10 protein-coding genes are annotated in these 13,690 nt (G+C 63.1%); 6 read left to right on the top strand and 4 right to left on the bottom strand.

Annotation, left to right across the window (positions count from 1 at the left end; translation table 11 throughout):
* The first annotated feature begins 21 nt into the window (after positions 1–21).
* The 3 genes from JY451_12220 to JY451_12210 all read left to right on the top strand — a co-directional run bounded on the left by JY451_12220 (position 22) and on the right by JY451_12210 (position 4,096).
* Entirely contained in the window at positions 22–1,251 is a 1,230-nt protein-coding gene (locus tag JY451_12220; GenBank protein QZH74435.1) for an NADP-dependent isocitrate dehydrogenase, read from the top strand.
* 22 nt (positions 1,252–1,273) lie between these two features.
* Complete coding sequence (locus tag JY451_12215) at positions 1,274–2,875, top strand: GNAT family N-acetyltransferase (protein ID QZH74434.1); 1,602 nt, start codon at positions 1,274–1,276, stop codon at positions 2,873–2,875.
* A 129-nt stretch (positions 2,876–3,004) separates the two neighbouring features.
* Positions 3,005–4,096, top strand: coding sequence for a BLUF domain-containing protein (locus JY451_12210; GenBank protein QZH74433.1), 1,092 nt, complete (start codon positions 3,005–3,007; stop codon positions 4,094–4,096).
* Between the two features lie 451 nt (positions 4,097–4,547).
* Here the strand turns inward: JY451_12210 and putP are convergent, their stop codons facing one another.
* Positions 4,548–6,038 carry a sodium/proline symporter PutP gene (putP, locus tag JY451_12205; protein ID QZH74432.1) on the bottom strand — a complete coding sequence of 497 codons (1,491 nt, stop codon included), beginning with the start codon at positions 6,036–6,038 and terminating at the stop codon, positions 4,548–4,550.
* A gap of 288 nt (positions 6,039–6,326) precedes the next feature.
* Between putP and JY451_12200 the strand changes: the two genes are divergently transcribed.
* The 3 genes from JY451_12200 to JY451_12190 all read left to right on the top strand — a co-directional run bounded on the left by JY451_12200 (position 6,327) and on the right by JY451_12190 (position 8,758).
* The gene (locus JY451_12200; GenBank protein ID QZH74431.1) at positions 6,327–8,090 is read left to right on the top strand and encodes a cation:proton antiporter; all 1,764 of its coding nucleotides are present in this window, start codon (positions 6,327–6,329) and stop codon (positions 8,088–8,090) included.
* Between the two features lie 55 nt (positions 8,091–8,145).
* Positions 8,146–8,313: a hypothetical protein gene (locus tag JY451_12195; protein QZH74430.1), complete on the top strand. Its 168-nt coding sequence runs from the start codon at positions 8,146–8,148 to the stop codon at positions 8,311–8,313.
* A gap of 79 nt (positions 8,314–8,392) precedes the next feature.
* A complete protein-coding gene (locus JY451_12190) occupies positions 8,393–8,758 on the top strand; it encodes a hypothetical protein (GenBank protein QZH74429.1) in 366 nt (121 codons plus the stop codon).
* A 14-nt stretch (positions 8,759–8,772) separates the two neighbouring features.
* Here JY451_12190 and alaS read toward each other — a convergent pair whose 3' ends face one another.
* The 3 genes from alaS to recA all read right to left on the bottom strand — a co-directional run bounded on the left by alaS (position 8,773) and on the right by recA (position 13,614).
* Positions 8,773–11,442: an alanine--tRNA ligase gene (alaS, locus tag JY451_12185; GenBank protein QZH74428.1), complete on the bottom strand. Its 2,670-nt coding sequence runs from the start codon at positions 11,440–11,442 to the stop codon at positions 8,773–8,775.
* A 100-nt stretch (positions 11,443–11,542) separates the two neighbouring features.
* The gene (locus JY451_12180) at positions 11,543–12,367 is read right to left on the bottom strand and encodes a class I SAM-dependent methyltransferase (GenBank protein ID QZH74427.1); all 825 of its coding nucleotides are present in this window, start codon (positions 12,365–12,367) and stop codon (positions 11,543–11,545) included.
* A 179-nt stretch (positions 12,368–12,546) separates the two neighbouring features.
* A complete protein-coding gene (gene recA / locus JY451_12175) occupies positions 12,547–13,614 on the bottom strand; it encodes a recombinase RecA (protein ID QZH74426.1) in 1,068 nt (355 codons plus the stop codon).
* Between the last annotated feature and the right edge of the window lie 76 nt (positions 13,615–13,690).

Below are 13,690 nucleotides of genomic sequence, written 5' to 3'. Positions count from 1 at the left end.
GACGAAAGACAGGGAAGCCCCATGGCGAAAATTCAGGTCAAGAACCCCATCGTGGAAATCGACGGCGACGAGATGACACGGATCATCTGGCAGTGGATTCGCGAGCGGCTGATCCTGCCGTACCTCGATGTCGACCTGAAGTATTACGATCTGTCGGTCGAAAAGCGTGACGAGACCGAAGACCAGATCACCATCGATTCCGCCCACGCCATCCAGAAGTACGGCGTCGGCGTGAAGTGCGCCACCATCACCCCGGATGAAGCGCGGGTGGAGGAATTCGGCCTCAAGAAGATGTGGCGTTCGCCCAACGGCACGATCCGCAACATCCTCGGCGGGACCATCTTCCGTGAACCGATCGTGATAGACAATGTCCCCCGGCTCGTCCCCGGCTGGACCGATCCCATTGTCGTCGGCCGCCACGCCTTCGGCGACCAGTATCGCGCCACCGACACCCTGATCCCCGGCGCAGGCAAGCTGCGGCTGGTGTTCGAAGGGGATGATGGCCAGACCATCGATCTCGACGTCCACACCTTCGACCAGCCCGGTGTGGCCATGGCGATGTACAACCATGACGAATCGATCCGCGATTTCGCCCGCGCCAGCTTCAACTACGGGCTGGATCGCGGCTGGCCGGTGTACCTTTCCACCAAGAACACCATCCTCAAGGCCTATGACGGGCGCTTCAAGGACCTGTTCCAGGAAGTGTTCGACACCGAAGGCTTCAAGGAGAAGTTCGCCGAAGCCAAGATCATCTACGAACACCGCCTGATCGACGACATGGTCGCCGCCGCACTCAAGTGGAGCGGCAAGTTCGTCTGGGCCTGCAAGAACTACGATGGCGACGTGCAGTCGGACGTGGTGGCGCAGGGCTTCGGCTCGCTCGGGCTGATGACCTCGGTGCTGATGAGCCCGGACGGCAAGACCGTGGAAGCCGAAGCTGCTCACGGCACCGTCACCCGCCACTATCGCCAGCACCAGCAGGGCAAGGCAACCTCGACCAATCCGATCGCCTCGATCTTCGCCTGGACTCGCGGCCTGATGTATCGCGGCCGTTTCGACAACACGCCCGATGTGGTGGCCTTTGCGGAGACTCTGGAACGGGTGTGCATCAGGTGCGTCGAACAGGGCAAGATGACCAAGGATCTCGCGCTGCTGATCGGACCCAGCCAGAGCTGGATGACCACCGAGCAGTTCTTCGAAGCGATTGTCGAAGGACTGGAAGCGGAAATGAAGGCGCAGGGGCTGGCGTGATCGCGATGGCGGGCCCGAAGTTATGACCAAGGCCCGCCTCGAAGTGCGGCAGGCGGAAGTCGGCGATATCCGCCGCATCGCCGCGCTCGCCAAGCGCGTTTACGAGGATTTCGTCCCCTATACGCAGGGCGAGATTCGCGGGCAGTTGAACAACTATCCGCAGGGCTGCTTCGTTGCCGTGCTCGATGACAAACTCGTCGGTTATTGCGCCACCATGCGCATTGCCGGAGACAAGGCGCTCCGCCCGCACAGCTGGGACGAGATCACCGGCAACGGTTATGGCAGCCGCCACGATCCCAACGGCGACTGGCTCTACGGCTACGAGATGTGCGTCGATCCCAAGGTCCGCGGCACCCGGATCGGGCGGCGGCTGTACGAGGAACGGCGCTTTCTCGCCGAACAGAGCGAGTTGAAAGGCATCGTCTTCGGCGGACGGATGCCCAACCTTCGCAAGAGCTGGCGTCGGGTCGAGGGGCCCGAAGACTATCTCGAAAAGGTGATCGCCGGGCGCATCCACGATCCGGTGCTGCGGTTCCAGCTCGCCAACGGGTTCGAGCCCATCGGCATCCTGCCCGGCTACCTGCCCGAAGATACGCGCAGCCGTGGCAACGCGGTGCAGATGGTCTGGCGCAACCCGTTCGTCGACCAGGAAGCCAGCCCACAGGCCCGCGTGCCGCGCGGGGTCGAGAACGTCCGCGTTGCCACCTGCCAGTTGCAGGCCCGCGCGGTAAAGGATTTCGACGAATTCATCGGCCAGATCCGCTATTTCGTCGATGTCGCTGCCGATTACGAAGCGGACTTCATTCTGTTTCCGGAAATGTTCACGCTGATGCTACTGAGCGCGGAAGCGGAGGAGCTGTCCCCGCTCAAAAGCATCGAGCTGCTGTCCGAATATACCCCGCGCATCCGCAAGGCGCTTTCGGAAATGGCGCTCAAGTTCAACATCAACATCATCGGCGGATCGCACCCGACGCGGATGGAGGATGGCGACATCCACAACGTGGCGATGGTGTGCCTGCGCGACGGATCGATCCACGAACAGGAAAAGATCCACCCCACCCCCAACGAAGCCTACTGGTGGAACATCCGCGGCGGCGATGCGGTGGACGTGATCCAGACCGACTGCGGCCCCATCGGCGTGCTGATCTGCTACGACAGCGAATTCCCCGAACTGGCGCGGCGGTTGGTGGACGAAGGCGCGCGGATCATCTTCGTGCCGTTCTGCACCGACAGCCGACAGGGCTACATGCGCGTACGTTACTGCGCGCAGGCCCGCGCGATCGAGAACCAGTGCTACGTGGTGATGAGCGGCAATGTCGGCAACCTGCCCAATGTCGCCAACATGGACATCCAGTACGCGCAAAGCTGCATCCTCACCCCGTGCGATTTCCCCTTCGCGCGGGACGGGATTGCCGCCGAAGCCACCGAGAATGTCGAAACCCTCACGATCAGCGACGTCAACCTCGCCGATCTCGCCTGGGCCCGCGCCGAAGGCACTGTCCGCAACCTGGCCGACCGCCGCTTCGATCTCTACCGCATCGAATGGGACCACCGCGAAGGCGCGACCCAGGCCGAACCCGGCGGCCCCCCGCCTACGCGACAGCATGGGCCGGGCGGGGGCTGACCACCGCATAAAGGTCATGTTTGAGGCCGGTCGGAACGCTCGTAGGCTCGGCGCCTGCTTGTGGAGGACGCACTTGACGATGCTGCCCTGCTGAATGATGTTAACATCGCGAGGGGAAGGAGTCGGGAGATGCTTCAGGGGTTAGCCACTATCGCCGGCAACGAAGGCTGGATCGGCTGCATAACCTACAAGAGCCGGGCTACGGCCACTCCCAGCCCCTCCGATCTCCACTCGCTGGTCGGCAAGGCGCGCGCGCGCAACCGGAAACTCAATGTCACCGGTATGCTGCTGTATGAAAACGGTTCGTTCCTGCAAACGCTCGAAGGCCCGCCGGACAAGCTCGATGCGCTGTGGGCGTCGATCAAGCAGGATAGCCGCCACGACCATATCGAGGTGCTCAGCGAGCACGTTGTCCCCGCGCGGGTGTTTTCCAACTGGGACCTGCTGCTCCACAGCCACCTCGACAAGCCGTCCGCATCGGCGGTCGCGGCGCGTTCGGTGCCCGAGGCGGTGGACGGCTATATAAAGAGCCTGGTCCGGCTGGCGCTCGAAGCCAACGATATCGGTCTCGGCAAGCTGATCGACTCGCTGGCGGAACGCGGCTGGAAAAGCGGTGCCATCGTCACCCTGCTGATCGAGCCGGCGGCGCGCGCACTGGGCGATGCCTGGCTGGCCGACGAATGCAGCGAGCTCGATCTCACCATCGGCCTCAGCATGCTGCAACTCGCCGGTCACGAGGTGCGCTACGAAGCGAGCGGGCAGAGCCTGCGCAACGGGCGCTACTCGATCCTGCTGGCCACGGCTCCGGGCGAAGCGCATATGCTCGGCACTTCGCTGCTGGCGGACCAGTTCACCGATGCGGGCTGGGATGTCGAAATGGCCTTCCCCGACAGCGACGAGGCGCTGGCCAACCAACTCAGCGCGCAGCATCCCGACGCGGTCGATATCGCCCTCTCGGACGCTTTCATGCGACAACACACGTTGGGCCAATTGCGAGCGACGGTGGAGCACAGCCGCCTCGCTTCTCCCGATCAGCCCACGGTGATTTCGGTGGGCGGACGCCTGTTTGCCGAAGCTGCGGCAACGGCCAAGTCGGTCGGCGCAGACCACGCGCGGATGACGGCGGCGGGGGCGAGCATTCGCATGGCGGAGCTCGTGCGGCAGAGCCGGGTGCGGCGGGCTGATGGGGATGGGTTGGTGGAAGGGTCGACTCCACATTAGAAGCATTCCTTGAATGTCGGCCAGATGACGACAGGCTGAGCCGATGTCGCTCTACATGAAGTCCTGGTTATTCATCGGATATGTGCTGATTGTATTTTTCAGCTTCCCGATCTGGATCTCATTTTTGCACGATCGCTTCGGCAGCATCGGGTTCATTCTCGGACTAGCATTCTGGCTAAGTCATGGCCTTGCCAGCTTGCTGCTATTTCGGTGTCCCGACTGCGGACTCACGCCGTTCAAGACGAACAAGGGTTTCATGGCGTTCAGTACGCCTTGGCCAAGAAAAATATGCGGTCATTGTGGACACGACCACTCTTCGTCACCCCGGACTTGATCCGGGGTCCCGCTAACTTCCTAGTCCAAGCGAAACCTGTGTTTCATCCGGTCTAGTTTAGCGCGCGACGCGATCCTATTTCCGTTTTCGACCAGATCACTCAAGCGGGACCCCGGATCAAGTCCGGGGTGACGATACGGCGCTATTCGCTCCACCCGTCACCAAACTCACCCCCCAGATCGCCAGCCAAGCCGCGACAAACCCCGGAATGATCTCGTAAACCCCCGGCCCGCCCATGAACTCCGCGTTCCAGCCGAGCCAGATCCACGCCATCACCACCACCGCCCCCGTCACCAGCCCGGCCACTGCGCCCGCACCCGTCATGCGCTTCCACGTCAGCGCCAGCACGATCAGCGGGCCGAAGGCGGCGCCGAAGCCGGCCCAGGCGTTCGCCACCAGCGCCAGCACGCCGCTTTCGGGATCGCTGGCGATCACGATCGCCGCCACCGAGACCAGCGCCACGCAGACCCGGCCGACATTCACCATCTCCCGCTCGCTTGCCTGCTTGCGCCAGAACAGACGGTAGAAGTCCTCGGTCAGCGAGCTGGAGCTCACCAGCAATTGCGAGCTGATGGTGGACATGATCGCCGCCAGCAGCGCTGCCAGCAGGAAGCCGGTGACGAAGGGGTGGAACAGCGTATTGGCGAGCAGGATGAAGATCGTTTCCGGATTGTCGAGCACGATGCCCGGATTGCGCTCGACATAGGCGCGGCCCGCCAGTCCGATACCCAGCGCGCCGACCAGCGCCACTGCCATCCAGCTCAGCCCGATGGCGCGCGCCATCGGCACCCCGCCCTCGCGCACTGCCATGAAGCGGACGATGATGTGCGGCTGGCCGAAATAGCCCAGCCCCCAGGCCACGGCGGACAGGAAACCGATCACGGTCAGCCCGCTGGTCCAGCTGAGGAATGACGGATCGAGCGTGCCGAGCGTCTCGGTCATCTGGCTGATCCCGCCGCCGCCCGCACCGTAAAGCACCACCAGCGGCATCAGCACCAGCGCCACCACCATGATGCAGCCCTGCACGAAATCGGTCAGGCTCACCGCGAGGAACCCGCCCACCATCGTATAGGCCAGCACCACCAGCGCGGTGAGCAACACCCCCGCCATATAGGGGCTGAGGCCCAGCAGCGGCGCGTCGATAAAGGTGCTGGCGAACAGCAGCCCGCCGCCCACCAGCCCCGCCGCCGAATAGACCGCGAAGAACACCACGATGATGATCGCGGAAGTGACCCGCAGCGCCACGGCCTTGTCCGGAAAGCGGTTGGCGAGGAATTGCGGGATCGTCAGCGCATTGCCGTAGGATATGGTCTGTGCGCGCAGGCGCGGCGCGACCACGAACCAGTTGACCACCGCGCCGATGAACAGGCCGATGCCGATCCACGCCTCCACCAGCCCGGTGGCATAGAGCGCGCCGGGCAGGCCGAGCAGTAGCCAGCCCGACATGTCGCTCGCCCCCGCGCTGAGCGCCGCTACCGCCGGATGCAGGTTGCGCCCGCCGAGCAGGTAGCCCTCGCTGTTCTCGGTCGATCGCTTCCAGGCATAGAGCCCGATGACGAGCATGAGGACGAAATAGGCGGCTAGGGCGATGATCGTGGCTGTCTGCATACCCCATGCATAACGATTGTGGGCGCTGTGTCACGGGTAGCGGGGGATGTGCTCCATAATTGCCTGCGCAGCGTGCGGGCTTTCCTACATGGCGGGCGCCGTGCTTGATCGAGCGCGTGTTGAATGCCTGTTTTCCCCTGCGGCCCCCTGCTTTTCAGGAGCACCATACGAAGAGAGGTTTTTCTTCTCCAGAACAGTGCTCCATGTGCTCCATAATTGCCCCACCTCCGTGCCGCGCGCCCATTTCGCAGTTGCAGCAAGCGCAATGCCTCTGTCATAGGTCCATTCATGCACCACGCCGAAATCTCCCCCTGGATGAGCGATGCGCTGGTGATCCTCGGCGCAGCAGGCATCATCATCCCGCTGTTCGCCCGTTTCCGGGTGACGCCGATCATCGGCTTCATCCTCGTCGGCCTGCTGGTCGGCCCGTTCGGGCTGGGGCGGATGGTGGTGGAATACGACTGGCTGCGCCATGTCACCATTACCGATCCCGAACAGCTGGTGCCTTTCGCCGAATTCGGCATCACCCTGCTGTTGTTCTCGATCGGGCTGGAACTGAGCTTCAACCGGCTCTGGCAAATGCGGCGCATGGTGTTTGGACTGGGCGCTCTGGAGCTGATCGTGATCGGATTCCTGCTCGCCTCCGTGTTCATGCTGTCGGGACAGTACTGGACCGGCGCACTGGCGCTGGGACTGGCGCTGGCATTTTCCTCCACCGCGCTGGTGCTGCCGATATCGGGCACCCACACGCCGGTGGGCCGCGCCGCGCTCTCGATGCTGCTGTTCGAAGATATCATGATCGTGCCGCTCATCTTCCTCTTCAGCGCGCTGGCACCCAATGCCGGTGCCGAGGGCTGGGATGGTTTGCTGACCACGCTGTGGCAGGGCGGACTGGTGGTGGCGGTGCTGATGGTGGCCGGGCGCTTCCTGCTGCCGCACCTGTTCGCCCAGGCGGCGCGCACCAAGAGCCCGGAATTGTTCCTCGCGGCAACCCTGCTGGTGGTAATCGGATCGAGCCTTGCCACTGCGCTGGTCGGCCTCTCCCCCATCGTCGGCGCGCTGATCGCCGGTCTGCTGATCGCGGAAACCGAGTACCACACCGAAGTCGAAAGCATCATGCAGCCGTTCAAGGGCCTGGCACTCGGCGTATTCCTGATTACCGTCGGGATGAGCATCGACCTGGGGACTGTCTGGAGCAACCTGGGGATGATCGTTCTGGCAGTTGTCGGCGTACTCACCCTGAAGGCCGTTGTGACCGGCATCCTGTTGCGCCTGATGGGCGCGCGGCGGGCAACCGCAGTCGAGACGGGTATCCTGATGGCCAGCCCGTCCGAAACCACGCTGATCGTGATGGCCGCTGCCGCGAGCGCATTGCTGATCGCGCCGGAGACCGCGCAGTTCTGGCAGATCGTCACCGCCATCGGCCTCACCGTCACTCCACTGCTGGCCATGCTCGGCAAACGGGTGGCCCGGCAGGTCGAGCCCGCTCCGGCGCTGGACGAGATCGAGGGCGATGGCGATGTGCCGCGCGTCGTCATCGTCGGGCTGGGCCGGGTCGGGCGGCTGGTGGCGCAGATGATGAAGCGGCACAACCAGCCCTATATTGCCATCGATGCCGATCCGGACCTGATCGAACAGGCGCGGCGAGACGGCTACTACGCGGTGTTCGGCAATGCATTGCGCGAAGATGCGCTGGACAAGCTCGGCATCGACCGGGCGCCGGCCGTCATCCTGACGATGGACGAACATATCCTCGCCCAGCGGATGGTGCGCAAATTGCGCGCTGCCCATCCCGACCTGCCGATCATCGCTCGCGCGCGGGACAGCTTCCACGCCGCCGAACTTTACCGCAGCGGGGCGAGCACCGCCGTTCCCGAAACGCTCGAGAGCTCGCTCCAACTGTCCGAAGCAGCGCTGGTCGATATCGGCGTGCCAATGGGCCCGGTAATCGCCTCGATCCATGAAAAGCGCGACGAATTCCGCGAGGCAATCCAGCAAGGTGCGGCGCTGGAGCACAAGCCGAAACTGCGCACCAGCACACTGGAAGGATGAGGTTCCCCGGATAAAGTCGCGGCTTCGCGCATTGGTATGGGGAAGGAGAATTCCCATGAGCAAGCAGCAAGACCCGACAAAGCCGGTTTCGAATTCCGAGAAGTTCAAGCCGAAGAATGTCGCTTCAGACGAAGATCACGGACGGAACGTGCGCAATATGGACGATGTCCCGCGCGGCAGCGAGGGCGACCGCAGGCGGTCCGCGCAGAACCGGGTGGACTGAACCAGCCTGCCGCGCGTTCAGTCAGGGCTAAGCAATGAGGCGCAAGGAGAATGCCAGGCTTCAAACGGGGGAACGCGCGATGAAGAATTCGTCTTTGGCAGTATTGGCAATTATCAGCGGACTTTGCCTGTCTGCTCCAGCCAGAGCATCGATCAACGATCAGTTCGCCTGCGAAACCAGCGGTTCGGCTGGCGAGCTATTCGTGACCATCATGGCCATGCAACCTGGCGTGGCAATAGTGCAGGACTCGCGCGATGTGAGCGGAGAAGTCACTCAGATTGTGCTCGAAGGAAGCCAGATTGAGGGGCATTTTGCATTTCTCGGGCATGGCGCTTCGTTCGTCGGTAGTGGCAATAGCGGAAGGCTTTTCTATGAAGCGGACATCTATGTATGCGTCTTCCCGCTCGATGAAGAGCTCGGCCTCGAATCCGGTCTGACAGATTAGCGGAAGTCGCCCCGTCAGACGGTCTCACGCATGAGAACACGCCTGATTGCGGCGATAGCCTCGTCACCCTTGTCACCATCCGGCCCCCCGCCTTGCGCCATGTCCGGGCGACCACCGCCGCCTTTGCCGCCCACGGCCTCGACTCCCGCGCGCACCAGATCGACGGCGCTGAACCGGCCAAGCAGATCTTCGCTGACCGTAACGGCCACCGCCGCCTTGCCTTCGTTCACCGCGACAATGGCCGCCACGCCCGATCCCATCCGCGCCTTCGCGCCATCGAGCAATCCGCGCAGTTCGCGCGGGTCCATGCCTTGCATTACTTGGCCGGAGAAAGCCACGCCCCCGACATCCTCGTCCGCCGCCGGGGCCGCCCCGCCAGAACCGCCGCCCAGCGCCAGCGCCTTCTTCGCCTCGGCCAGCTCGCGTTCCAGTCGCTTGCGCTCGTCAACGAGTGCGGCGACCCGCTCTTCAACCTCGTCGGGCGCGGTGCGCAGTGTCGCGGCCACTGACTTTAATGCCTCGTCGCGGCTTACCAGCCATTGCCGCGCAGCCTCGCCCGTCAGTGCCTCGATACGCCGCACGCCCGAAGAGACCGCGCTTTCGCTGACAATGCGGAACAGTCCGATGTCCCCCGTGGCGCGCACATGGGTGCCGCCGCACAGCTCGACCGAGTAGTTGCGCCCCGAACCATCCCAATTGGAACGGCCAATCGAGAGCACCCTGACTTCTTCGCCGTATTTCTCGCCGAACAGCGCCATCGCCCCTGCCTCGATGGCGTCATCTGGGCTCATCAATTGCGTGCGGACTTCATCATTTGCGCGGATTTCGGCGTTCACTTCGGCTTCGATTGCGGCAACCTCCGCCGCCGAAAGCGGCTTGGGATGCGAGAAATCGAAGCGGAAACGGTCCTGCGCCACCAGCGAACCCTTCTGCGTCACATGCCCGCCCAAATGGTTGCGCAGCGCCGCATGGAGGAGGTGGGTTGCCGAATGGTTGGCCCGGATCGCATCGCGCCGCACGGCATCGATGGCGAGATGGACGGTATCGCCCACGGCAATCCGGCCCGACTTGATCGTGCCATGGTGCGCGTGCAGCCGCCCGAGTGGCTTGGCCGTATCGCCAACGGCGATGTGCAAGCGGTGATCGCCGGTGATGGTTCCCGCATCGCCCATCTGCCCGCCGCTTTCGCCATAGAACGGAGTCTGGTTGGTGAGGACGATCACTTCCTGCCCGCTATCAGCAGAAGAGACTTCCTTGCCCTCCACCACCAGCGCCACCACCCGGCCCTCACCTTCGTTGGCGCTATAGCCCGTGAATTCGGTCGCGCCTTCGCGCTCGGCAATGTCGAACCAGACCTCGCTGTCGGCAGTCTGGCCCGAACCCTTCCATGCGGCACGCGCAGCGGCCTTTTGTAGCGCCATCGCGGCATCGAAACCGGCCTTGTCCACACCGATGTTGCGCGCGCGCAGCGCGTCCTCGGTAAGGTCGTAAGGAAAGCCGAAGGTGTCGTAGAGCTTGAACGCGGTTTCACCGGGCAGGCTGTCGCCCTCGCCCAGCCCCGCGCTTTCCTCTTCGAGCAGGCGCAAGCCCTTGTCCAGCGTCTGGCGGAAGCGGGTCTCCTCGCGCTCCAGCACCTCGGTAATCAGCGCCTGCGCGCGCGGCAGATCGGGATAGGCCTGCCCCATCTCGCTCACCAGCGTCGGCACCAGACGGTGCATCAGCGGCTTTTCCGCGCCGAGTAGGTGTGCGTGTCGCATGGCGCGGCGCATGATCCGACGCAGCACATAGCCGCGTCCTTCGTTCGACGGCAGCACACCATCTGCGATGAGGAAACTGGTGGAGCGCAGGTGATCCGCAATCACGCGATGACTGGCGATGGTGCTTTCGTCTGCCTTCGCTTTCACGCCCTCTTCGCTGGCATCGATCAGCGTGCGGAAGGTGTCGGTCTCGAACACATTATGGACGCCTTGCATGACTGTCGCCATGCGTTCCAGCCCCATTCCGGTATCGATGCTGGGGCGAGGCAGGTTGCCGACGATCTCGTCTGCCGCCTGGATATGCTGCATGAACACCAGATTCCAGATCTCGACGAAGCGGTCGCCATCCTCTTCGGGCGAGCCGGGTGGACCACCCGCAACCGCTGGACCATGATCCCAGAAGATCTCCGAGCACGGGCCGCAAGGGCCATCAGATCCCATGGCCCAGAAGTTGTCCTTGGTGGCGATACGAATGATCCGCTCTTCGGGTAGCCCCGCGATCTTGCGCCACAGATCGAACGCCTCGTCATCGGTGTGGTAAACGGTGACAGTCAACCGGTCCTTTGCCAGCCCCAGCTCCCGGGTGACCATACCCCAAGCCAGTTCGATCGCACGTTCCTTGAAGTAATCGCCGAAGCTGAAATTGCCGAGCATTTCGAAGAAAGTGAGGTGCCTAGCGGTGTAGCCGACATTGTCGAGATCGTTGTGCTTACCCCCGGCTCGGACGCATTTCTGGCTGCTGGCAGCGCGCGGCGCAGGCGGGGTCTCGACCCCGGTGAACACATTCTTGAACGGCACCATCCCTGCGTTGACGAACATCAGCGACGGGTCGTTGTACGGCACAAGCGGTGCCGAGGGCACCACCTGGTGATCGGCGGTCCCGAAATAGTCGAGAAAGGCGCGGCGGAGGTCGTTGGTCGAATGCATCGCAGCGAATTAGGCGCTCACTCGCGCGGCGACAAGCGCAATGCGGCACTTACTGTGGGCGACGCAGGCGATCAGGGGGCGCGTGCTATCGGGCATCCTGTCACCCCTTGCGCGCTGTTACGATCCACGCGGCAGCGGGTAGCGCCACTATCCCGCCGTGTTCATGGCGTTCGGCAAGGGCGCGGATACGCTTGAAAAAGCGTTCACGCGCTTCCGGCTCCATCTGCGCCGCCGCCTTTGCTGCCGGGCCGATGCGGGAAAAGTATGTCACAGCTTCGCCAACGGGATCGGCTCCAGTGCCGGCAATCATCGGGAAATCGACCGGAGTCACCGAAATCTGGCTCCACCCGCTCTCACTCAGGATTGCGTGGACACGCGTGCCATCGGCGAAGGCAAAAGGTCCGGGTGCGAGCGGGTCGCCGCGCTCGGGGGGATCGGGAAGCAGGCGGACAACTTCGCTGAAGAAGGGATTTTCGCTGGGCGAGCGGAAACAGGAGAACAGCATTCCCGCCTTGGGTGCAGCTTGTGCAGCGAGATGGGCAAAGGCTGCGGGCGGGTCGTCGAAGAACATTACCCCGTGGCGGGAAACGAGAAGATCGGGCGCTACGGAAGGATCGCATCGCCATTGCGCGGCATCGGCGAGTTCGAACTGGACATTGGCAAGGTGCGAAGCGCGTTCTCGCGCGACGTCAACCAGTTGCGGCGACACGTCGACCCCGATGACCGATACATCGGGCCTGCCGCGCGCGATGGCCAGCGACAATTCACCCGCCCCGCAGCCGACATCGAGAACTCTGGAGAAGACGAAATGTCGCGTAAGAGCGAGCAATTGCTCGGTGAGTTGGCTGAAGCTGCGATCTGTGCGGCGGTACTCTTCGGCCCACGTGGTACCTACATTGCCTTGCCACTCGCTCTTGTCCGTCATCCCCAATTCCCCGATATGCGGATCGAGCGATAGCAGGGGAATGGTTGCAACAATATCAAAAGCGAAGAAGCCGGCTCTGGCGGGCGCAAGTCCCGCCGTCGCCGGCTCCGGTTTCGCAAGGCTGGTGGATCAAGTACATCCCCGTGCGATGGATGTACCTGCACCTGCCTTCTTGAGGATCAGTCTTCGGAGTCCGCGTCCGGCTCTGCCAACATCACCTCGGCGACCGCGTCGGTTTTGCTGCGGATGGCAGCTTCCAACTTGGCGCAAAGCTCTTCGTTTTCCTTGAGGAAAGTCTTGGAATTCTCGCGGCCCTGGCCGATCCGGATGCTATCGTAGCTGAACCACGATCCGGACTTTTCGACGATCCCGGCCTTCACTCCGAGATCGAGAATCTCGCCGATCTTGGAAATGCCCTCGCCGTACATGATGTCGAATTCGACCTGCTTGAACGGCGGGGCGACCTTGTTCTTGACCACTTTCACGCGGGTGGTGTTGCCGATCACCTCATCCCGGTCCTTGATCTGGCCGGTGCGGCGGATATCCAACCGGACCGAAGCGTAGAACTTCAGCGCGTTGCCGCCGGTGGTGGTTTCCGGATTACCGTACATCACCCCGATTTTCATGCGCAGCTGGTTGATGAAGATCACCATGCACTTCGAACGGCTGATCGAACCGGTGAGCTTGCGCAAGCTTTGCGACATCAACCGCGCCTGCAGGCCGACGTGGCTGTCGCCCATTTCGCCCTCGATTTCGGCGCGCGGAACCAGCGCGGCGACCGAATCGACCACCAGCACGTCGATAGCGTTCGAGCGCACCAGCGTGTCGACGATCTCGAGCGCCTGTTCGCCAGTATCGGGCTGCGAGACGATCAGCTCATCGATATCGACGCCCAGCTTGCGGGCATAGACGGGATCGAGCGCGTGCTCGGCATCGATGAAAGCCACCGTGCCGCCCGCCTTCTGCGCTTCGGCCAGCACGTGCAGCGCCAGCGTGGTCTTGCCCGAGCTTTCCGGCCCGTAAACCTCAATCACCCGGCCTTTGGGAAGGCCGCCGATGCCGAGCGCGATGTCGAGCCCCAGCGACCCGGTGGAGATCGCCTCCACATTCATCGCTTCCTTGCTGCCCAGCTTCATTGCCGAGCCCTTGCCGAACGCGCGATCTATCTGCGCGAGGGCTGCTTCGAGCGCCTTCTGACGGTCCACACTGGATTCCTTTTCCACAAGCTTCAGGTTACCACTCGCCATGACACGGCCTCCGTCAGTTCGCCAGAGCTCCCATGAACTCTTCAACTGATGGTGATGTACCCAGTTTGTTCCATAA

Source organism: Erythrobacter sp., from assembly GCA_019739335.1.
GTDB lineage: Bacteria > Pseudomonadota > Alphaproteobacteria > Sphingomonadales > Sphingomonadaceae > Alteraurantiacibacter.
Note: the sequence above shows the minus strand (reverse complement) of the source record. Positions and strands in the feature narration are given on the sequence as shown.